This window comes from Serratia sp. DD3 (assembly GCF_000496755.2).
The window spans coordinates 46,335-68,930 of record NZ_AYKS02000108.1; the positions used below are offsets into that span (position 1 = coordinate 46,335).

Below are 22,596 nucleotides of genomic sequence, written 5' to 3' on the forward strand. Positions count from 1 at the left end.
ATCGAAGATACGGCCCTATCGAGTGGCGCAGATTATATGTCCACCGTTAACAATTTCCTATGCAAAAATATACATTTCTTTAAAAATAAATGATCGTAATCACTCAATATCGTGATGTTTTTCAAACAGAACTGGAGACATCCGTTGACGGAATAGCGTTTCGTAACCAGCTTCCCCAACGACGCTGATAAAATGGCTGGGTATGATTGACCAAGTAGTGACTCACGCCACGCGCATTCTCTTCTACCAGACAAAAATCGACAGGGTCATCATTCGGTGCTGTTTCACTGGCCACCATGCCGGCTTCACTGATAAGTGCATCAATATCTGCCTGCTCACCTTTCACATCTAACCCAATCAGCAGATTGGGCTGCTCATCAACCTCTCGGTCATGTATCAACGCCAGAAAAGCTCGCCGAACCAGCTTACGTTGACTAAATAAGGTGGTAAGTGCATCGATCATTGCCGCTGGATATTCAGTAGGTTGCCCCAACAGCAGTTGAGTTTCTTGTTCAATATCACGCTCAACGGGTTTCACTACCCCACCCGTGGCTAACAGCATGGCAACTTCATCTGGGAAAAACTCTTTGCTGTATTCCGCTTTGGGGTTGAGAAACAGATGGTCTCCTTGGGTGATTTCAAACAGTACCCGCGTAGGCATAGCAATAAAAGGGTGTTCCTCCTCCGCCACTGCCTGTTGTAACAACGCCAACGAGGAGAAGAAAGGCACCACACTGCTGCCATCTTGCTTTTCCCAGTGCTGAATATTCACCGGTGTTTCTGCATCCAGCGTGATTTCACCTTGCAGTTGCACCTGCTCACTGTCACCCAAAATATAGACCGTGGCATCCAGCAATTGGCGAAAAAATGCCGGACGATACGCCGGTTGTGATGCCGCTAATTTCAGCAGTTGTTCAAGCTCATCAGAGCCCGACATGGCATCATGCTCATTATGATGATGGTGGGTATTCATCGCCAACTCCAATGTATTAAGGGTTCAGCACCGCTGAACCCTTATAAAATGTCATATCTGTGCACGTCAATTCACAAGGATGAGTGCGCCCCAGCCTGCCCTGCGGTTATTTAGCCTTACGCAGCAACAGATTTGCCAGCGTGCGCACCCCTAAGCCCGTCGCACCCGCCGACCACTGCTCGACCGCACCTTTGCGATAAGTGGCAGAACAGTCAATATGCAACCACCCTTGCTGGTAGTTCTTCACAAAATGCGATAGGAACGCCGCTGCGGTACTGGCACCTGCACTATGTGCTGCCCCTGCAATATTATTAAGATCGGCGAAGTTTGACGGCAATTGACCACGGTGGAATTCTGCCAATGGCAGGCGCCAGAATGGCTCTTGCTCCAGTTCAGCACTGACCAGCACCTCTTGCGCCAGTGCATCATCAAAGCTGAACAGCGCGTGATAGTCGTTACCTAATGCGGTTTTCGCCGCCCCGGTCAAGGTGGCACAATCGATAATCAGTGCGGACTGTTGCTCACTGGCATCAATCAAACCATCTGCCAGCACCAAGCGCCCTTCGGCATCGGTATTCATCACTTCAACGGTTTTACCGTTACGGTAGCGAATAATGTCACCCAACTTGAATGCATTACCACTGACCAGATTATCGGCACAACACAAGAACAATTTGACGCGTTGCTGCAAACCACGCAATACCGCCAACGCCAGTGCACCGGTGATGGTCGCAGCGCCCCCCATATCGGACTTCATGGAGTCCATAAAGGCGCTTTGTTTGAGGCTGTAGCCCCCTGAATCAAAAGTAATCCCTTTCCCTACCAAGCATGCAAACACCGAAGCATCCGGGTTACCTGTCGGGTTAAAATCCAGCGCTAATAGCACTGGCGGGCGCTCAGAACCGCGGCCAACACTATACAGGCCAGCATAGTTCTGCTCACGCAGATCTTCACCTTTGGTAATGCGATAGCTGATGGATTCACCCGCCACTTCACACATCAGATCAACGGCACGGGCAGCCAGTTGCTCTGGCCCCAACTCTTCCGCTGGCATATTGATGGTGTCACGTACCCAGTCAACCACCATTAGGCGTTGTTGCAGTTCCTGAGATTCCGCTGCGGGTAAAACAGCCCATTCAACACGGCGCTGCCCTTTCGGCCCGCGGAACCCCTGCCAGAATGCCCAGCTTTGCTCAAGGCCCCAACCATCACCGGCCAGCTTCACGTTTCTGATACCTTGACCATCTATTTTGCGTGCCGCCCGTTGAATCGCCCCGAGCTTGCTACCCGCAGCCAGATGGATAGTCATCCCTTGGTCATTGGTGCTCAACAACGCCTTGTCACCCCAGCGGGCATCTGCTGGCTGTTGTGATAGTGTGATCTGCATGATTTCAGTGGTCATCGCGTTAACTCCGGATCATTCTTTGCTATACCTTGTACCCCCTGGCGTATTCAAGTTGCCAGGGAGTTAAGGGCTATTTGGCTGATGGTGCTCTTTATTGCGCTTCATCCAGCCAAACCAACAGGATCGCTTCCAGTATTTTTTCGTTGGATGCCTGTGGGTTGTCATCAAATTCTTCCAGTTGGCAGATCCATTGGTGCATATCGGTAAAGCGTACCGTGGTTGGATCGGTATCAGGGTAGGCGTCATACAACGCCTCACCAATTTCACGACTATCTGTCCATTTCAGGCCCATTGTTATCTCCAGGCATTAAAATTACCGGTCACAAAACGGTTGTTTGAATAACGACTCAATTTAAATGACGGTTAAGTTTAAATCACGGCTACGTTTGAATGACGATCAATGCTCACGTGCATGGTTGATGGTATAGCGTGGTATTTCCACCACCAGATCTTCATCGCTGACACGTGCCTGACAACTCAAACGACTCTCGGGCTCCAGCCCCCAGGCTTTATCCAGCATGTCGTCCTCCAGCTCACTGCTTTCGTCGAGGGAATCAAACCCTTCGCGCACAATGCAATGGCAGGTGGTGCAAGCACAGGATTTCTCACAAGCATGCTCAATTTCAATGCCATTGCGCAATGCGACATCAAGGATGGTTTCCCCCACCTCGGCGTCCAACACCGCGCCCTCAGGACAATGATCTTGATTAGGTAAAAAAACAATTTTAGGCATGGTTAAACCTCATCCACAGAATGGCCTGCCAACGCACGACGAATCGAATTGTCCATACGGCGCGCGGCAAAATCTTGAGTTGTTGCATCAACGTCTTTAATAGCGGCTTCAATAGCAGCAGGATCGGTACCTTGCATCACTTGCCGCAGGTTTGCTACCGCCTGGTTGATAGCCTGGCTTTCTGCTTCACTGAGTAACGCGGCATCGCTGGCCAACGCCCCTTGCAAGCTTTCCAGTACCCGAGAAGCTTCAACCTGCTGCTCTGCCAGTTTGCGGGCGCCAATATCGCTTTGCGCATTGGCCATGGAATCTTTGATCATCCCGGCAATTTCCGCATCAGACAAACCATAGGAAGGCTTCACCTGAATAGAGGCTTCAACCCCCGTGGATTTCTCCATCGCCGTGACACTCAACAGACCATCGGCATCGACCTGAAAAGTTACCCGAATATGCGCGCCACCCGCAGCTAGCGGAGGTAAACCACGTAGCGTAAAACGCGCCAGCGAGCGGCAATCGGCCACCAGTTCGCGCTCCCCCTGCAGGACATGAATCATCATGGCGCTCTGACCATCTTTGAAGGTGGTGAACTCTTGCGCACGGGCCACTGGGATGGTGGTATTACGGGGGATCACTTTCTCAACCAGGCCCCCCATGGTTTCCAACCCCAGCGATAATGGGATCACATCCAGCAGCAGCATTTCGCTGTCTGGCTTGTTACCCACCAGAATATCGGCCTGAATAGCCGCACCGATAGCCACCACTTGATCCGGATCGATGGATGTCAGTGGGGTACGGCCAAAAAATGCCCCCACCTGCTCACGCACCAGCGGAACACGAGTGGACCCACCGACCATCACCACCGCCAAGACCTCATCTATTGTAACTTCAGCATCTTTAAGTGCACGACGGCACGCCAACAGCGTGCGTTTCACCAAAGCAGCAATCAGCGTTTCAAACTGTTCACGGGTCACTTCCCCTTGCCAACCCGCCACATTGACCTGTGTGCTTGGTGCTTCACTGAGCGCAATTTTGGCCGCAATGGCGGCATCCAGCAATTGACGCTGCACCCCGTGGTCACTGCGATCAGCAACACCGGCTTGCTCACGCAACCAATCTGCCAGCAAATGATCGAAATCGTCACCACCAAGCGCTGAATCACCGCCGGTAGCTAAAACTTCAAACACACCACGGCTGAGGCGCAGAATCGAAATATCGAAGGTGCCGCCCCCCAGATCGTAGACAGCAATCACCCCTTCCTGCCCAGAATCCAACCCGTAGGCAATCGCCGCCGCAGTGGGTTCGTTCAACAAGCGCAACACATGCAGACCAGCCAAGCGCGCCGCATCTTTAGTCCCTTGCCGTTGAGCATCATCAAAATAGGCAGGAACGGTGATCACCACACCATCGAGCTCGCCGTCTAATGCCTCTTTGGCACGTTCAGTCAATGCTTTGAGAATATCCGCAGAGACGCCCACCGGGTTAACCACGCCAGCGGGGGTGACCATCATCGGTAGACCATTGTCACTGGGCTGGAACTGATACGGCAGGTTGGGATAGCGTTGCAGCACATCAACCAGAGAGCGCCCCATCATGCGTTTGACAGAACTGATGGTATTGACCGGATCCTGTGCCGCTTGGGCACGAGCAGCCCAACCGACATGGTATTCGTCCGCCTGGTAATGGACAACTGAAGGTAACAGATAGCGCCCTTGCGCATCAGGCAATACTTCTGCCTGCCCACTGCGAACCGTAGCCACCAACGAGTTGGTGGTGCCCAAGTCAATACCTGCAGCCAGACGGCGCTGGTGCGGCGCAGCACTAAGGCCAGGTTCACTAATTTGTAATAAGGCCATATATCAAAGCTTCCACAATCAAAAATATCTCCCCTCTCTTGCAAGCCACCGCATGGTGCATGGTGGCGATAGCGCCAAACCCTTGTTGCCAGATTAACGCTTGCAAAGTATCAGGTGATTACTCAAACCCCAGCAGTTTTTCTTCTAGTTGTTCAACCTGTTGCTGTAGTTTGTCCAAAAAACGTAGTTTCCGCACGCTGTCGGCCGCCACTTCCCATTGCTGGTTATCCAACTCCTGTACCATCTGCCTACTACGTTGTTGGCAACTGGTATTCAGACGCGCAGTAAAAGCAGCCAGCGCCTCCGAAGCATCGGGTTGATGTGCAATGGCATCAAGCTCTTCACGTAACTCCAACTGCTCCATCAAGAATGCAGGATCACGCAGAGTATGTTGCTCATTACGCAGATCAAAGCCGTGCAAAGATAACATATACTCGGCCCGTTTTAACGGATGCTTGAGTGATTGATAGGCTTCATTAATGGTTGCCGCCTGCTGCAATGCCATCAGGCGTTCACGTTCTGGTTGGGTAGCGAAACGGTCGGGGTGAAATTGGCGCTGCAGATCCTGATAGCGCGAAGTCAACAAGCTGCCGTCCACACTGTAACAAACTGGCAGCCCGAATAAAGTAAAGTAATCCATAATATGCTCTGGGCATTGAATTCTAAATAATTCAAGCTGCGATAGGTCGGTGAACCCTCGAAAACCCGCTATCTAGCTCACTCAAGCAGCAGGGAATTTACTGCTGCTTGAAAAAACCGAGCCGTAACGGAGAACGCCATCAATGATCAGACGTTAAAACTTTCGCCGCAGCCACATTCACTAGTAACGTTCGGGTTGTTGAACTTGAAACCTTCGTTCAAACCTTCTTTGACGAAATCAAGTTCGGTCCCATCAAGATAGACCAGGCTCTTGCTGTCAATAATCACTTTGACGCCTTTGTTTTCAAAAACGATGTCGTCATCGTTTTTTTCATCAACAAATTCGAGCACATACGCCATTCCAGAACAGCCAGAAGTTCGCACTCCCAAGCGCAATCCAAGACCTTTGCCACGGTGGTTCAAAAATGCCTGAACGCGCTGCGCAGCGCTGTCACTCATGGTTATTGACATAGCAACCTCATTCGAAGCCAGGCCCGACTACGCGGGCCAAATAACAAGTTATATACCCAAATTCAATCAAGTTACAGGTAGGCGGCAATTGAGCAAATCCCTAGCAACATAGCCAACTATGTGACTAGGGTGAACGAAAGCAGCCAACAACCCTGTGGTTTGATTGCCGACGGGTAAAACTACTTAGTGCCGTGCTTGCTCTTATAGTCAGCAATCGCTGCTTTAATGGCATCTTCTGCCAGAATTGAGCAGTGAATCTTAACGGGGGGCAACTCCAGTTCCTCAGCAATCTGGGTATTTTTAATCGCTTCGGCCTGATCAAGAGATTTACCCTTCATCCACTCGGTCACCAAGGAACTTGAGGCAATGGCAGAACCACAACCGTAGGTCTTGAAACGGGCATCTTCAATAATGCCTTCATCGTTAACTTTGATCTGCAGTTTCATCACATCACCACAGGCCGGTGCACCTACCATCCCACTACCGACGGTTGGATCTTCATTATCAAACGATCCCACGTTACGTGGATTTTCGTAATGGTCTATTACTTTTTCGCTGTATGCCATGACGTTGCTCCTAAATCCTGAGAATTAATGATGTGCCCATTCGATGCTGTTGATATCCACACCCTGCTTGTACATGTCCCACAATGGGGAGAGTTCACGCAGACGGCCAATGGATTTACGTACCAGCGAAATGGTGTAATCGATCTCTTCTTCGGTCGTGAAACGCCCAAGAGAAAAACGAATCGAGCTGTGTGCCAACTCATCACTCATCCCCAGCGCGCGCAGCACATAGGAAGGTTCCAGGCTGGCAGAAGTACAGGCAGAACCGGATGAAACAGCCAAATCTTTCAGCGCCATGATCAACGACTCGCCTTCAACATAGTTGAAGCTGACGTTGAGAATGTTTGGCGCCCCATGCTCTAAATCACCGTTCAGATAGACTTCTTCCATATCTTTCACACCATTCCACAAACGATCACGCAAGCTACTCAAGCGTGCCATTTCAGTGGACATTTCTTCCTTGGCGATACGATAGGCTTCACCCATGCCAACAATCTGGTGGACTGGCAATGTACCGGAGCGCATACCACGCTCATGCCCACCACCGTGAATTTGCGCTTCAATACGGATACGTGGCTTACGGCGCACATACAGGGCACCAATACCTTTAGGACCATAAGTTTTATGACCAGTGAAGGACATCAAATCCACTTTCAATTTACTCAGGTCGATAGGCAATTTGCCCACGCTCTGCGTCGCATCAACATGGTAGATAATACCACGGGCACGACACATTTCGCCGATGGTTTCAATATCCTGCACCACACCAATTTCGTTGTTCACATGCATAATGGAAACCAGAATGGTGTCTTCGCGCATCGCCGCAGCAAGGGTATCGAGATCGATAATGCCGTTGCTCTGAGGGGCCAGATAAGTGACCTCAAAGCCTTCACGTTCGAGTTGGCGACAAGTATCCAGCACCGCTTTATGCTCGGTTTTACTGGTAATAATGTGCTTGCCTTTCTTGTGATAGAAATTAGCTACACCCTTGATCGCCAGGTTATTAGACTCGGTAGCCCCAGAAGTGAACACAATCTCACGCGGGTCTGCGCCAACCAGTTCAGCTATTTGATTACGGGCGATATCGACAGCCTCTTCCGCCTGCCACCCGAAACGGTGGGAGCGAGATGCCGGGTTACCGAAAGTACCGTCGAGGGTTAAAAACTGCATCATCTTCTGCGCAACTCGCGGGTCGACCGGTGTGGTTGCCGAGTAGTCCAGATAAATCGGTAATTTCATTGCTCTTTTACTCCGTACATCACTTCCAAAAACAGATAAATGAGTCACTGACTGCTTATGCACGCAGATTCACGTTGATCTTTTCTTGCTGACGCTCATCAAGAGTACGGCGCTGACGATTTGCCACCTCCAGCACATCCTGATCATTAACCAGTTCAGCCAACGTGATGCCATTCAGAAACCCGCTAATACGATCACTCAGGTCACTCCATAAGGAGTGGGTCAGACAGCGGCCCCCCCCTTGGCAACCCTCTTTGCCTTGGCAGCGGGTGGCATCTACTGACTCATCCACTGCAGAGATCACTGCACCAACGGCGATATCACCCATATCCTTGCCCAGCAGATAACCACCACCTGGACCACGCACACTGGCCACCAGGCCATTCTTGCGCAGACGGGAAAAAAGTTGTTCCAGATAAGAGAGTGAAATACCCTGACGTTCGGAAATATCCGCCAGTGGTACTGGCCCTTTCTGGGAGTGTAATGCCACATCAAGCATCGCTGTCACGGCATAACGCCCTTTAGATGTCAGTCTCATAGCTAGTGATTACCTATTGGTCGAACATGTAGTAGAGTCTGACATTCCTGACTAAAACAGTCAACTATTTAACCGCACTATTTACTCAACTATTGAGCCTTTTTATACGACTTGTCTCTGGCTGTGAACCTGTTGCCTGGGTCACTCAAACTTCTTACCTAGGGCATTCAAGCTAATTACCAAGAACATTCAAACTTCTTACCAGGAACATTCAAACAACGGTCGCCAAACCCGACCCGGTAACGCGGCCCGACCCTGCATGTTACCAAGATTAATTGCCTTGATTTTTATCCTGTTTTTCGATCGATGCCAGCATCCCGCGCAAAATATTCAGTTCCTGCTCTTCTGGCCGCGCCCGAGCAAATAAACGCCGCAAGCGCCCCATCACCTGGCCGGGATTCGCCGCACGGATAAAGCCGGTATGTACCAAGGTCTGCTCCAGATGCTGATAAAACCGTTCAAGATCGTCCACCAGCGGATAGAGCGTTTCTGCCGGTACTGGCGCGCCTTCCTGTTGGCGGTCGAGGTAAGCGACACGCACTTCATAGGCCAGGATCTGTACTGCCATCGCCAGGTTCAACGAGCTGTAATCGGGATTGGCCGGGATCGCCACATGATAGTGACACTTCTGCAATTCATCATTAGTTAGGCCAACACGTTCACGGCCAAAGACTAATGCCACCGGCCCCTGTTCGCTTTCCTGTACGGCTCGCACCCCACAGGTTCGAGGCTCTAACATCGGCCAGGGTAAAGTTCTTGAGCGCGCGCTAGTGCCTACCACCAGACGGCAACCCGCAATGGCGGCATCAAAAGTATCAACCAGCGTGGCATTACCAATAACGTCGCTGGCACCTGCAGCCAAGGCGATAGCCTGTGAATCAGGTTTTACCAGCGGATTAACCAGATAGAGGTTGGTTAAGCCCATGGTTTTCATGGCGCGGGCGGTGGAGCCCATATTACCGGTATGGGAAGTCTCAACCAAAACAATGCGGATGTTGTGCAGCATACAAACTCTGAATAGTAGAAGAAAATCGCCATATCCTAACACAGGCATCTCACCAAGTTCATGCAAGTTTCCGCCTCTTGTCTAGCCACATGGATTCAATTTGCATCAACTCAGGCATAGGTATTTTGCCAAACACCTGCTATAATCCGCGCGTTTCTCGTTCTTTAACATCCTGTGGAAAATGCCCATGCATCCGATGCTGACTATCGCTGTGCGCGCTGCGCGTAAAGCGGGTAACTTGATTGCCAAAAATTACGAAACGCCTGACTCTGTAGAAACAACGCAGAAAGGTTCAAATGACTTTGTTACTAACGTTGATCGTGAAGCTGAACGTCAGATCATTGAAATTATCCGTAAGTCTTACCCCAAACACACCATAATCGGTGAAGAATGTGGTGAGTTAGCGGGTGAAGATCAAGATGTACAATGGGTAATTGATCCATTGGATGGCACCACCAACTTTGTCAAACGCTTCCCACACTTCTCCGTCTCCATTGCTGTACGCATTAAAGGCCGTACCGAAGTGGCGGTGGTTTATGACCCGATGCGCAACGAACTGTTCACCGCAACCCGTGGTCAAGGTGCGCAACTCAACGGTTACCGTCTACGCGGCACCAATGCCAAAGACCTGGATGGCACCATCCTGGCCACCGGCTTCCCCTTCAAAGCCAAACAACATGCTCCCTCTTATATTAATCTGATCGGTAAACTGTTTACCCAGTGTGCGGATTTCCGCCGTACCGGTTCCGCAGCACTTGATCTGGCCTATGTCGCCGCTGGCCGTGTTGATGGCTATTTTGAAATCGGCCTAAAACCTTGGGACTTCGCGGCAGGTGAATTGCTGGTCCGTGAATCTGGCGGGGTAGTCACCGATTTTGTGGGCGGTCATAATCACTTGAACTCTGGCAATCTGGTTGCCGGTAACCCACGGGTGGTGAAATCGCTGCTATCAGTGATGCGTGAAGAACTGAGTGAAGCGCTGAAGCGTTAATGTTTTAATTTCTGCGATAACCAAGGTAACTGCCAGAGCGTTACCTTGGTCTCTCCTTGCTGTTCAAAATAATAACTTGTACTTAAAATAAGCAAAGGTTAGCGGGAAAATGGACGAACTCCGCCCCCTAGCTCAGGCTGCGCACTCATATACAGCACTATCCCCGCAAACAGTAAAGTTAAACCGCCAACCAATGCCAAGGTTCCCCAAGCTACGCGACTCCAAGCTGCGGAGGCACGCTGTCGGCTGATGCGGATCGCCAGTTTACGGCTGTAGTGCACAAACAGTGCCAGTAAAGAGATGGTCATTGACGTTCCCAACGCCATCGCCAAGGCAGAAAAAATACCCCAGGTAAAAACACCGATCACTTTGGAGAACAGCAACACCAGGATTGCACCTGAACAAGGGCGCATCCCCATCGCCAGTACAATCGCCGCTGTTGTTCGCCAATCTTTTCCCGCTTGCAACTCAGCATCATTAGGTAAATGGCGATGTCCACAGCCACAATCAATACCATGGGTATGTGTATCGGGTAACGGTTGTAAACGGTTAATACGCAGTGCGGGCACTGGACGCAGGGATTTAATCGCCAAATAGAGCCGTTTTAGCGCACGCCAGCTTAGCAATACCCCCAATAATATCACCAAAATATAGCTACCTCGCTCCAGCCAGAAACTACTCTGATGCAGTTGACTGGATGAGAGTTGCAGTACCACCAACACCAGTGTCACCAAGCCAATAGCCACCCCACCCTGTAACAATGAGGCAGCAAAGGTCAGTTTCAGGCTGGTTTTTAAACGTGTTGGATGAGTAGCCAGATAAGTCGCAATCACCACTTTGCCATGCCCTGGCCCCAAAGCATGTAAGACGCCATAACCAAGACTGAACAGCATCAGTGCCATACCCGCTTGCTGTGGTGCCGCCTTGACTTGTTGTAACAGTAGCGCCATTTCCTGATTTAACTTTTTCTGCCACACCACCGTGTGCATCAATATCTGCGGCCAATAGTGCCAAGCCTGCTGGATCACCAGCGCCAGCAAAATCAAAAACAGCAGCAGTGGCCATAACCCGAGCATCCAATGATATTTCTTTCCCGCAGGTTGCCTGATCTTTATTTGCATGTCAGCGTCACTCGCTGGGCAAATTGTTGCCCTAATGCCAGGTCTTCAGGGGGGGAATCACTCTTGTCCAGGGACATGGCATAGGTTTTCAATGATAAATCCGGCTTGGGTGTCATCAGATGTAACTCACAGTGTTTGGCCATCTCTGGTGGCAACTGTAATGCTTTTTGATCCTGGTAGGACATATCAACAAAATAGGTGGGATCATAGGTGGAAATCTTAAAAGGTTTACCCACCAACGGTTGTGCTTCCGACAGTGGTAATACAAACTCCAATACCGCCTTATTTCCCTGGCGCGAAAGCTGGTATTCCGTGGGCAGATTCAAGTATTTCACCGGTTTACCATCACGGTAAATATCGGTGAAATAGTGCTGCGCCAATACATTAGCCATCACCTCCGCCGCCAATTGTTTCCAGATTTCGGAATCACTTTTAGCGTTTTCAGCATCATACAACAGATCTGCTGAGGTCATTTCATCCATAACCCAAACCATTTTCAACCCAACCAGTTTCTGGTCTTTGGCGATAAACGTGGTATTCATATCAATAAAACTGTGTGGGTGGGCAATGGTTGCCATGCTGAACAACATTAACAGGCCAGCCAGCACCCTCGGGCCGCAGTGTTTCATCATAAAAATCGACTCATTGTTGTTGTCTACCCAATCATGCCCGTTACCGTTCGCCCGCAACTGAAATGGTTTTGGCTATAAACAGTACCGGCACCACGATTGCCGCCATTACCCAAAATACATCCTGCTGTAGATGTTCAAACAGAAAGCCAGCGACCACCGTCATCACGGCGATACCGCCCCCCATTGCCAGAGCAGAATAGACGGCCTGTAAGCGAATCACTTCTGCGCCTTGGCGTGCCGCGATAAAACGCATTGCTGCCAGATGACAGACCGTAAAGGTGCCGCAATGTAGCACTTGTATCAATAGCAGCATGGAGAGTTCCGTCGTAGAAGCCATCAACCCCCAGCGCAGCAAACCACATACCGCCGATAACAACAGTAAACTCCCTGCATTCCAACGACGGAACAGGAAATTGCTGCAGGCAAAGAGTATCACCTCTGCCACCACCCCTAATGACCACAGGTAACCCACGCTAGCAGCGGAATAACCGGCTTCTTGCCAATAGATAGAAGCAAAGCTGTAATAGCCGGCATGGGCCCCTTGCAATAGCGTCACGCACAATAGAAACCGCCATACCGGGCCTTCACTCAGCAATTCACGCCAGGAGCGGTTGCTGTTATGTTGTGCACGCAGCCCTCCGGTGGGCATGACACTGGGCTTGAGTAGCATACCCAGCCACACCGCCAATAGGCTGATTAACAAACTGAACAAGATGGCATTATGGCCCCAGACAGAAACCAGTTTGCCGGTCAGTGCAGAGCCCACCACAAAGGCCAGCGACCCCCATAAACGTACCCGGCCATAATCCAGCGCTATTTGCCGCTGCCAGGTTGCTGCCAACGCATCAGTCAACGGCACTAACGGAGAGGAAAGCAGGTTGAAACCTACCAGCACCAACATCAACCAAGCCCAGCCGTTACCAAAACAAAACCCGACAGCAGAAACCAGGGAAAGCAGTGCCAAAAGGCGTAATGCACTAATTAAACGCGAGGGATCTTTAACACGAGGGGCAATCAACAAGCTACCGAGAAAACGGGCCACCAAACCGGCGCCGAGCAAGATACCAATGGTTTCTGGTGCCAGCCCTTCCTCTTTCAGCCATACACTCCAGAATGGCAGGTAAATACCAAAAGAAAAAAAATAAGTGAAATAACTCAGAGCAAGCCAATGCGTTGATTGCAGAACCATATTCCCTCCAGCCAGAGCCAAGGGCATACTTTGACAGAGATCACATCTTGCAGCAATGCTCACTGATGTTTAAACCACAAGGGTGCAATCTAGCTCACGGTTTATTGCAATAGTGTTAAAAAAAACCCGCCGTAGCGGGTTTCGTCAGTCTATAGCGCAATCACTATAACTAGGCATACACCGGCAGACGAGCACAAATCTCCAGCACTTTTTTCTTGGTGCGTTCAATAGTGGATTCGTCGTTAATGTTATCCAATACGTCACAGATCCAGCCAGCCAGTTCACGCACGTCAGCTTCTTTAAAGCCACGGCGAGTCACTGCTGGCGTACCGATACGCACACCTGAAGTCACAAACGGGCTCTTCGGATCGTTTGGCACGCTGTTCTTGTTAACGGTGATATTGGCACGGCCCAGTGCGGCGTCGGCCTCTTTACCGGTCAGATTCTTATCTACCAGATCCAGCAGGAACAGGTGGTTGTGAGTGCCACCAGAAACTACCTTGTAACCACGCTTGAGGAATACATCGACCATCGCTTTAGCGTTGATTGCCACTTGTTGTTGGTAAACTTTGAACTCGGGCTCCATCGCTTCTTTTAATGCTACCGCTTTACCAGCGATCACATGCATCAATGGGCCACCCTGACCACCAGGGAAAACAGCTGAGTTCAGTTTTTTATACAACTCTTCATCGCCGCCCTTAGCCAGGATCAAGCCGCCGCGCGGACCTGCCAGGGTTTTGTGCGTCGTGGTGGTAACGATATGAGCATGGGGCAGCGGATTCGGGTAAACACCTGCTGCGATCAGACCAGCAACGTGCGCCATATCCACAAACAGGTAAGCACCGATGCTGTCGGCTATTTCACGCATTTTTGCCCAATCAACAACTCCGGAATAGGCAGAAAAACCACCGATAATCATTTTTGGCTGATGGAGCTGCGCTTGTTTAGCCAAATCGTCATAGTCAATCTGACCTGTTTCATCAATGCCGTAAGGCACCACGTTATATAACTTACCCGACAGGTTCACCGGTGAACCATGAGTCAAGTGGCCACCATGTGCCAGGTTCATCCCCAGGATGGTGTCACCTGGTTGCAGCAGTGCAGTATAGACAGCAAAGTTCGCTTGAGAACCAGAGTGTGGCTGCACGTTGGCATAGTCGGCACCGAACAGCTCTTTAGCACGATCGATAGCCAGTTGCTCAACGATATCCACATACTCGCAACCACCGTAATAACGCTTGCCAGGATAGCCTTCCGCATATTTATTAGTCAGTTGAGAACCTTGGGCCTGCATAACACGCGGGCTGGTGTAGTTCTCTGAGGCAATCAGTTCGATGTGCTCTTCCTGACGCACCACTTCTTGCTCCATTGCACGCCACAATTCGGCATCATAATCTGCAATGTTCATTTCACGCTTTAACATCCGGCATCTCCTGGCTTTAATTCAGCTGACATACCCTATCGGTTTCAAGTTACCAGCTTATTGGCGGTGTGAATTCACGCAGCCACCTCGTTCGCGAATCGCCTGGGAAGTGGCTGATTTGCCCCCTAGCGGTAACTTGGACCAAGCAAGGTATAAAAATCCCCCTTTGGGCTCTGGGCAACAGTGTAAACCGTTTTACCCTATTGAGGATAGGCCTTGACAGAGGTTTTTACGCAAACGATTGGCTTAAGGTGGCACAAGGCTTTGATCCATTTACCACTCAATGATTGGCACTGGATTTTTGCTCATGATGATCATGCAGACTTTTCATTTTCTCTCTCCGCTGATTTACAAAGACGCACGAATTTAATAACATGTATTTAAAATGCAACTTATGAGCTGTTTCTATGCCCACGTCACGAAGCACTGTTGGGCTGAATTACTTGGAAACGGAGATATCTTTGCAACACAAGGAGCTATGTGATCAGGGGGAACAGAAACAGCTCACGAAAGCAACGATAACATCATAAGTAAAGCCGTTAACACAGGAGTTCACCATGCTAGATAGCCAGACTATCGCCACAATCAAATCCACCCTGCCGTTATTGATGGAAACAGGCCCTAAACTCACCGCCCATTTCTATGACCGCATGTTCACCCATCATCCTGAATTAAAAAATATTTTTAATATGAGCCATCAGCAAAACGGTGATCAGCGCCAAGCCTTATTCAATGCTATCTGTGCTTATGCCAATAATCTGGAAAATCTAGCCGCACTGCTGCCTGCCGTAGAACGTATTGCCCAGAAACATGCCAGCTTTAATATTCAACCCGAACAGTATCAAATCGTCGGCCATCACTTATTAGCCACTCTCGATGAGTTGTTCAGCCCGGGCCAACAAGTGCTGGATGCCTGGGGAAAAGCCTATGGTGTATTGGCAGATGTTTTTATCCAGCGTGAAGATCAGATCTATCAGAAAAGTGAACTCCAACAAGGGGGTTGGCGTGATTTACGCCCGTTCCATATTGTGAAAAAACAGCAACAAAGTGAGGTGATTACCAGCTTTACGCTAGCGCCTGTCGATGGAAAGACCATCTCTGGCTACCTACCAGGGCAGTATTTATCGCTCCACATTGATGATGATCGCTTACCCCATCAGGCAATTCGGCAGTATTCACTCACCACCACGGCGAATAACAAGTTTTACCGTATTGCGGTGAAGCGCGAGGAACAAGGCTACATTTCACGTTTTCTGCATCAGACCATACAAGAAGGGGATGTTATTCATTTGGCTCCCCCTCGTGGTGATTTCTTTATGCAGGTAGATACGACGACTCCCGTAGCCCTGATTTCTGCTGGTGTGGGGCAAACGCCGATGTTAAGTATGCTGAACACCCTGCATGACAATCAGCATCAAGCGGAAATCTATTGGTTACATGCTGCTGAAAATGGCAACGTGCACGCCTTCGCCAACGAATTAGAGCATATCGCCAAAGAAAGACACAATATGAAAACGCATATTTGGTATCGCGAACCCACAGCTGAAGATATCAAAGACACGCATTATCATCGTCAGGGGCTGATGGACCTTGGCTATTTAGCGCACACCTTGCAACATCCCAAAATGCATTACTATTTCTGTGGTCCGGTAGCATTTATGCAAAGTATTAACGAACAATTACTGGGATTGGGCATAGACGCCGAACGTATCCATTACGAATGTTTCGGCCCGCATCAAGTACTCTGATCTCTACGCCATCATCAATGGGTCTGGCTCGATAAAGTAATCCCCTGAGGCCTAGACAGCAAAACGCCGCTTATCGCGGCGTTTGAATGGATGTCGCACTAAATCGCTTCTTCATCCTGTTCGCCAGTGCGAATACGCACTACACGAGCAACATCAAAAACAAAGATTTTTCCATCGCCAATCTTACCGGTTTGCGCCGTTTGCATGATGGTTTCTACACAAGTATCCACAATGTCATCAGGCACGACGATTTCAATTTTAACTTTCGGCAAGAAGTCGACCATATACTCCGCACCACGATATAACTCGGTATGTCCTTTCTGGCGGCCAAAGCCTTTAACTTCCGTTACCGTCATCCCGGTAATGCCCACTTCGGCTAATGCTTCACGCACATCATCCAATTTAAACGGCTTGATAATCGCGTCGATTTTTTTCATCTTATTTCCTCGCGCCTATCCACTAGGCTCTTAAATTACCAATTTTTACGGCCAAAGCCTGAAGTGATCGGATAACGACGATCTTTGCCGAAGTTGCGAGCCGTGATACGCGGGCCCACCGCAGCCTGACGGCGCTTATATTCGTTAATATCCACCAGGCGAATCACCTTACGTACCACTGACTCTTCAAAGCCCTCTGCCACCAGATCAGCTACTGACTTGTCATGCTCAACGTAACCTTCCAAGATAGCGTCCAGAATATCATAGGGTGGCAGACTGTCTTGGTCGCATTGGTCCGGTGCCAGTTCGGCTGAAGGTGGGCGATCAATCACCCGTTGCGGAATCACGTAAGAGAGCGTATTGCGGTACTCAGACAGTTTGAATACCAGTGTCTTGGGGACGTCCTTCAATACATCAAAACCACCAGCCATATCACCATACAACGTGGCATAGCCCACCGCCATTTCGCTTTTATTGCCGGTGGTCAATACAATACTGCGGCGTTTATTAGACAGGGCCATCAGCACCACACCACGACAACGCGCCTGCAGATTCTCTTCAGTGGTATCTTGCTGTGTGCCAGAAAACATCGGTGTCAGTTGCCCCATAAAAGCATCAAACATCGGTTCGATCGAGACAATATCAAATTCCACACCGAGGATTTCAGCTTCTTCTTTGGCATCCGCAATACTGATATCCGCCGTGTAGCGAAACGGCATCATTAACGCCTGCACCCGCTCTTTTCCTAGCGCATCAACGGCGATCGCCAAGGTCAACGCTGAGTCGATCCCCCCAGACAACCCAAGCACCGCACCTTTAAAACCATTTTTGGTCACGTAGTCACGTACCGCCAGCACCAAGGCAGCATAGATCTGCGCCAACTGCGGCATTTCTGCCGCTGGCGACACCATTGGCACCACATTCAGCTCATTAAATTCCAGCCGAGTAACCTGTTCACTAAAGGCCGCCAAGCGGTGAGAGATATTACCGGCCGCATCAAAAACCTTGGAACAACCGTCAAAAATCAGTTCATCCTGCCCACCCACCTGATTAAGGTAGACTAATGGCAAACCACTACGCTGGCAGTGCCCCTCTATCAGCGTGTTGCGGATATAAGGTTTTTCTCGGCTATAGGGGGAGGCATTAATTGACAGTATGATTTCTGCGCCTGCCGCTTTCGCGGCGTCAACCGGCTCTGGAAACCATAAATCTTCACAAATCAACAGCCCGAGGCGATAGCCTTTCAGGCTCACCACACAACTTTTATTGCCAGGTTGGAAATAGCGTTTTTCGTCGAAAACACCATAATTCGGCAGTTGTTGCTTGAAATAGCGCGCCTGTAAACGGCCGGCAGAAAACAGCGACAGGGCATTATACAGTTTGCCCTCTTCACGCCACGGGTGCCCCAGCAGAATAGCCACATCGCCGGAGGCCTGCCGTAAACGTTCCAACTGGATATCACAACGCTGATAGAAATCATCGCGATACAGCAAGTCTTCTGGCGGATAACCGGACAACGCCAGTTCCGTGAACATCACCAGATCGACACCCGCTTGTTGCTGCTCGTGCACCGTTTGTAACATGCGTTCGCAGTTGCCTTCAATATCGCCCACCAGCAAATTCAGCTGGGCCAACGCAATGGAAAGTGATCTACTCATATCTCTATCATCTGCCCTACCGCAACAAAGAAAGCGAAGTGTAAAGCATTCCGCCTCATTTGTTGAGAACCTGCATTTTCAGGTTCAGAAAAGGAAACATCATTCTTTGAAATCGTTGGCATCCAGCTCGTGGCGCGACAACAATTTATAGAACTCAGTACGATTACGGCCTGCCATACGGGCAGCCTGAGTTACATTACCCTTGGTGATTTGCAACAACTTGCGCAAATAGTGTAATTCAAACTGATTTCGCGCTTCGACAAAGGTTGGCAACACCGTGTTTTCACCCTCCAACGCCTGCTCCACCAGCGCGTCGCTGATCACCGGAGCCGTTGTCAGAGCCACACACTGTTCGATAACGTTCACCAATTGGCGAACATTGCCAGGCCAGTTGGCGGTCATCAGGCGTTTCATGGCATCAGAGGAAAAACTACGGACAAACGGCTTATGCCGTTGCGCGGACTCACGTAATAAATGGTTTGCCAACAGCGGAATATCTTCTGCCCGTTCATTAAGTGCAGGTATTTTCAGGTTAACCACATTCAGGCGGTAGTAAAGATCTTCACGGAATTCTTTCTTCGCCATCGCCTTGGGTAAATCCCGGTGAGTGGCAGAAATGATACGAACATCAATATCAAGATCGCGGTTACTGCCCAATGGCCGGACTTTACGCTCCTGCAAAACACGCAGCAGCTTGACCTGTAAAGAGAGGGGCATATCACCAATTTCATCCAGGAACAGTGTGCCACCCGCAGCAGCCTGAAACAGCCCCTCACGGTTGCTTACCGCGCCGGTAAATGCCCCTTTGGCATGCCCAAACAATTCCGACTCCAGCAATTGTTCTGGTAATGCACCACAGTTGATCGCAATAAACTCTTTTTTACCCCGTGGACTGGCGCGGTGGATCGCTTGCGCCAATACTTCTTTACCAGTACCACTCTGGCCGTTGATCAAGACACTGACATCTGACTGAGCAACCATCTTCGCCTGTTCAATCAACCTCAGCATCAGTGGACTGCGGGTGACAATCTCCTCTCGCCAACTGTCATCCCCTGCGGGGGCAGCCAAGGACAACGCTTCATCAATGGCTTTGTACAGTGCCTCACGATCAACCGGCTTGGTTAGAAAACTGAAAACACCTTGTTGAGTGGCGGCCACTGCGTCAGGAATCGAACCATGTGCGGTCAGAATAATCACTGGCATCCCTGGCTGATATTTTTGGATTTCAGTAAACAGCGCCATGCCGTCCATCTCATCCATACGCAAATCACTGATAACCAAGTCAATACTTTGACGTGACAGCAAGCGTAACGCTTCCTGGCCACTTTCTGCCGTCGTGACCTGAAACCCCTCGCTAGTCAGGCGCATCCCTAATAGTTTAAGCAGGCTGGGATCATCATCCACCAACAACAGATTAGCCGGTTTGCGAACAGTCATTGGGTAGCTTCCCTCTTATGCACCGGGGCTGGACCATCAATATCTTCCGTCTCTACCGGTTGGGCTGGGATAGCCGTACCCATTGCTGGTGCCGGCTCAGGCTCAGTTGCTTTTGCTGGTGCATTCGATGCCGCTGGCTTGGTTGAGGGCGCGGTCACTTTAGCGGGTGCAGTGGCGGCAGCTGGCTTGTCTGAGGGTTCGGCCACTTTAGCCGGTGCGGTATGCTCAGGTTGCGCGGCATTCTTAGTTTCAGTTGAATGTTCAGGTTCCACGGCTTTAGCCGGTGTTGCGTGCTTATCTACTTCGACTTTAGATTGTGTGCTCGTGCTGTCGGGAATTTCGCCCTGTAATTGCTTACGTGATGAGAGTTGACGCTCGATATCAGTCAAGTTCTCTAACTTACGCGCAGTAACCTGCAACTGGTTCTGTAAACGAAGCTGGTTCTGATGTAATGACTCAATCTGGCTATCGGTACTCTGTTGCAATTGCTGGTAGCGTGTTCGTTCATCGACCAACGAAACTTGTAAAACCTGTTGTTTCCGCCATAGCTGCAATAATGGACGCACTGAATCAGGAAACTCGAGATGATAGCTATCCAGACGAGCAATGATTTGGCGGCGTTCAGCGGCTGTTGGCTCTGCGCTGGCCAACAACATACCTTGCTTGACAGCATTAGACCAGTTGCTGGCTGGCAAGGTTTTGGCCAACGAGCGCGCCTGGGGAGAACCGAGACGATCGGCACAATCCAACGCCCGTAACCAGTAAAGTGAATTCGCCAAAAACTCTTTTTCATCAAGTTGCAACAAGCTATCACAGGATGCAGTACGGAAATCTACCACTTTGGGATGCGTAATGGTCTCATATTGCTGTTGCACCTCCGTATTACTGGCAGAATGCGGGGTACAACCTATCAAAAGAACAGGGGCTATCAAAATAACAGGGGTCAAAAAGAGCGAGCCCAAAAAAGAAAAGGAGTTTTTACCAAGGGATAAGCAGCGGGATACACGCGATAAACCTTCAGTATGCGTAAGATGAGCGCAGTTAGACCCTGTGTACATTATTTATTCACTCTCTGCGATTAGTGGCAATTCAATTCGGAAACAAACATCGGCGTCAGATAGGTTAACCAGTTTCAGTTCACCACGCATACGGCGAATACAGTCCTGCGCAATACTCAGCCCCAGCCCACTTCCTTTGACCGCCCCTTTTCGCTGGTGACTCCCTTGGAAAAAAGGCTCAAAAATCATGGCTTGCTCAGCTTCCGGAATGGGTGTACCCGTATTAGCGACATCAATTTGTACTCGTTGGTCCACCTGACGGCTACGGATCCAAATGTTACCGGATTCCTTGCCGTAGTGCACCGCATTGGAATAAAGATTATCCAGAACGCGCATTAATAGTGTAGGTTCAGCCCAACAATATTTCGCCTCAAGTCTCACTTCAGTACGGATCATCTTGGCTCGAGCAGGTAAACTATGGGCAGCGACCACCATATCCACCAGTTCCTCCAACTCGACATTCTCATGTTCTGACGGCCCATCAGCCAGCTTACGGTTGTAATCCAGCAGTTGTTCGATCAGTTGTTGCAGATGTCGGCTGCTCTGATCGAGGATCGCCACCACCTCTTTTTGGTCGGTGGTCAGTGCCCCCACTACTTCATCGGCCAGCAACTCAGTCCCTTCACGCATGCTGGCCAAGGGGGTTTTCAACTCATGGGAGATATGGCGTAAAAACTCATGGCGCTGTGACTCCAACCACGCCAAACGTTCACTTAGCCAGATAATGCGTTGTGCCAGCGAGCGCAACTCACGAGGCCCTTTAAAAGAGGCCATCATGCCAATAGGCCGCCCTTCCCCAAGACGGTTAATCATCCGCTCTACCGCCTTGACCGGCCCGATGATCATGCGGGTAAACAGCACCACCAACAGTACACTCACCAGGAACAGTAACAGTGCCTGCCAACCAAAATATTGACCGCGCTCAGCTATCGCTTGTTGTAACTGTTGACCGCGGGAAAAGATAACACTGCGGGTCGCTTGGACCATTTCTGCATTAGAACGTGAAAATGACTCCAGCAGCAGCGAGGCATCCTTATCGGGGCCACTGCCCTGGCATTTGATGGTAGCGAGTTGTGTCAGCAAGTCACGTAAGGTCTGGTAGTAACGTTCATCCGGCAAAATAGGTGCGTGGGCATCCAGTAGCTGTGAATACTGTTTACGCTGGTTTTGGTATAAGCGTTCCAGAGTGGGTTCCACCAGCACACAATACTGCCGATAACTGCGCTCCATTTCTAACGCCATGCTGGTCATCGCTTCACTGCGCCGAGCATCAGTCAGCGTGGTACGGTTAATATCCGCCGCCTGGGCACTCAGGTTATTCAGGCTCTGATAAGCCTGATAAGCCAGGATCAGCAGCGGCAGCAGCACCAATAGAAATGCCATCACCACCAATTGACGCAGCGAGCGTGGGAATAGACGCCATCTTTTCAAGGAAATCATTTCGTTATCTATACCAGGTTCATTCTAACTGTAGGATAA

At 50.1% G+C, this 22,596-nt stretch carries 22 protein-coding genes; 2 read left to right on the plus strand and 20 right to left on the minus strand.

What is annotated here, in order from left to right; translation table 11 throughout:
- Positions 1-121 precede the first annotated feature (121 nt).
- From sseB to trmJ, 11 genes are all read right to left on the minus strand, one after another.
- Positions 122-973, minus strand: coding sequence for an enhanced serine sensitivity protein SseB (sseB, locus tag IO95_RS20330; RefSeq protein WP_023489162.1), 852 nt, complete (start codon positions 971-973; stop codon positions 122-124).
- 106 nt (positions 974-1,079) lie between these two features.
- Positions 1,080-2,375, minus strand: a complete 1,296-nt coding sequence (gene pepB, locus IO95_RS20335) for an aminopeptidase PepB (protein ID WP_023489161.1) — start codon at positions 2,373-2,375, stop codon at positions 1,080-1,082.
- A gap of 94 nt (positions 2,376-2,469) precedes the next feature.
- Entirely contained in the window at positions 2,470-2,670 is a 201-nt protein-coding gene (gene iscX / locus IO95_RS20340) for a Fe-S cluster assembly protein IscX (protein ID WP_023489160.1), read from the minus strand.
- A gap of 105 nt (positions 2,671-2,775) precedes the next feature.
- Complete coding sequence (gene fdx, locus IO95_RS20345; RefSeq protein ID WP_023489159.1) at positions 2,776-3,111, minus strand: ISC system 2Fe-2S type ferredoxin; 336 nt, start codon at positions 3,109-3,111, stop codon at positions 2,776-2,778.
- A gap of 2 nt (positions 3,112-3,113) precedes the next feature.
- Positions 3,114-4,964 (minus strand): Fe-S protein assembly chaperone HscA, encoded by a 1,851-nt coding sequence (gene hscA, locus IO95_RS20350; RefSeq protein WP_023489158.1) that lies wholly within the window; start codon positions 4,962-4,964, stop codon positions 3,114-3,116.
- Positions 4,965-5,082: 118 nt separating this feature from the next.
- A complete protein-coding gene (gene hscB, locus IO95_RS20355) occupies positions 5,083-5,604 on the minus strand; it encodes a co-chaperone HscB (protein ID WP_023489157.1) in 522 nt (173 codons plus the stop codon).
- 146 nt (positions 5,605-5,750) lie between these two features.
- Positions 5,751-6,074, minus strand: coding sequence for an iron-sulfur cluster assembly protein IscA (iscA, locus tag IO95_RS20360; protein WP_023489156.1), 324 nt, complete (start codon positions 6,072-6,074; stop codon positions 5,751-5,753).
- A 179-nt stretch (positions 6,075-6,253) separates the two neighbouring features.
- Positions 6,254-6,640, minus strand: a complete 387-nt coding sequence (iscU, locus tag IO95_RS20365) for a Fe-S cluster assembly scaffold IscU (protein ID WP_023489155.1) — start codon at positions 6,638-6,640, stop codon at positions 6,254-6,256.
- Positions 6,641-6,664: 24 nt separating this feature from the next.
- Complete coding sequence (locus tag IO95_RS20370) at positions 6,665-7,879, minus strand: IscS subfamily cysteine desulfurase (RefSeq protein ID WP_023489154.1); 1,215 nt, start codon at positions 7,877-7,879, stop codon at positions 6,665-6,667.
- Positions 7,880-7,934: 55 nt separating this feature from the next.
- Positions 7,935-8,417, minus strand: a complete 483-nt coding sequence (iscR, locus tag IO95_RS20375; protein WP_023489153.1) for a Fe-S cluster assembly transcriptional regulator IscR — start codon at positions 8,415-8,417, stop codon at positions 7,935-7,937.
- 271 nt (positions 8,418-8,688) lie between these two features.
- Positions 8,689-9,423, minus strand: a complete 735-nt coding sequence (gene trmJ / locus IO95_RS20380; RefSeq protein WP_037386951.1) for a tRNA (cytosine(32)/uridine(32)-2'-O)-methyltransferase TrmJ — start codon at positions 9,421-9,423, stop codon at positions 8,689-8,691.
- A 187-nt stretch (positions 9,424-9,610) separates the two neighbouring features.
- On the opposite strand from trmJ, the gene suhB reads away from it, so the two are divergent.
- Positions 9,611-10,414, plus strand: a complete 804-nt coding sequence (suhB, locus tag IO95_RS20385) for an inositol-1-monophosphatase (RefSeq protein WP_023489151.1) — start codon at positions 9,611-9,613, stop codon at positions 10,412-10,414.
- 98 nt (positions 10,415-10,512) lie between these two features.
- On the opposite strand, the gene IO95_RS20390 is transcribed toward suhB, so the two are convergent.
- The 4 genes from IO95_RS20390 to glyA form a co-directional block, all read right to left on the minus strand.
- Positions 10,513-11,535 carry a nickel/cobalt transporter gene (locus IO95_RS20390; RefSeq protein WP_023489150.1) on the minus strand — a complete coding sequence of 341 codons (1,023 nt, stop codon included), beginning with the start codon at positions 11,533-11,535 and terminating at the stop codon, positions 10,513-10,515.
- Positions 11,526-12,167: a DUF1007 family protein gene (locus IO95_RS20395; RefSeq protein WP_023489149.1), complete on the minus strand. Its 642-nt coding sequence runs from the start codon at positions 12,165-12,167 to the stop codon at positions 11,526-11,528. The genes IO95_RS20390 and IO95_RS20395 overlap by 10 nt, the downstream gene beginning before the upstream one ends.
- 40 nt (positions 12,168-12,207) lie before the next feature.
- Positions 12,208-13,356 (minus strand): 3-phenylpropionate MFS transporter, encoded by a 1,149-nt coding sequence (locus tag IO95_RS20400; RefSeq protein WP_023489148.1) that lies wholly within the window; start codon positions 13,354-13,356, stop codon positions 12,208-12,210.
- Between the two features lie 169 nt (positions 13,357-13,525).
- A complete protein-coding gene (gene glyA, locus IO95_RS20405) occupies positions 13,526-14,779 on the minus strand; it encodes a serine hydroxymethyltransferase (RefSeq protein ID WP_023489147.1) in 1,254 nt (417 codons plus the stop codon).
- 557 nt (positions 14,780-15,336) lie between these two features.
- On the opposite strand from glyA, the gene hmpA reads away from it, so the two are divergent.
- Positions 15,337-16,527: an NO-inducible flavohemoprotein gene (gene hmpA, locus IO95_RS20410; protein ID WP_023489146.1), complete on the plus strand. Its 1,191-nt coding sequence runs from the start codon at positions 15,337-15,339 to the stop codon at positions 16,525-16,527.
- A 98-nt stretch (positions 16,528-16,625) separates the two neighbouring features.
- On the opposite strand, the gene glnB is transcribed toward hmpA, so the two are convergent.
- The 5 genes from glnB to IO95_RS20435 all read right to left on the minus strand — a co-directional run bounded on the left by glnB (position 16,626) and on the right by IO95_RS20435 (position 22,557).
- Complete coding sequence (glnB, locus tag IO95_RS20415; protein WP_011147501.1) at positions 16,626-16,964, minus strand: nitrogen regulatory protein P-II; 339 nt, start codon at positions 16,962-16,964, stop codon at positions 16,626-16,628.
- A gap of 35 nt (positions 16,965-16,999) precedes the next feature.
- Positions 17,000-18,622, minus strand: coding sequence for an NAD+ synthase (locus tag IO95_RS20420; protein ID WP_023489145.1), 1,623 nt, complete (start codon positions 18,620-18,622; stop codon positions 17,000-17,002).
- Positions 18,623-18,721: 99 nt separating this feature from the next.
- Positions 18,722-20,059, minus strand: a complete 1,338-nt coding sequence (glrR, locus tag IO95_RS20425) for a two-component system response regulator GlrR (protein WP_023489144.1) — start codon at positions 20,057-20,059, stop codon at positions 18,722-18,724.
- Entirely contained in the window at positions 20,056-21,021 is a 966-nt protein-coding gene (qseG, locus tag IO95_RS20430; protein WP_369794392.1) for a two-component system QseEF-associated lipoprotein QseG, read from the minus strand. Before qseG ends, glrR begins: the two co-directional genes overlap by 4 nt.
- Positions 21,022-21,120: 99 nt before the next feature.
- Positions 21,121-22,557 carry a HAMP domain-containing sensor histidine kinase gene (locus IO95_RS20435; RefSeq protein ID WP_023489142.1) on the minus strand — a complete coding sequence of 479 codons (1,437 nt, stop codon included), beginning with the start codon at positions 22,555-22,557 and terminating at the stop codon, positions 21,121-21,123.
- Positions 22,558-22,596 lie beyond the last annotated feature (39 nt).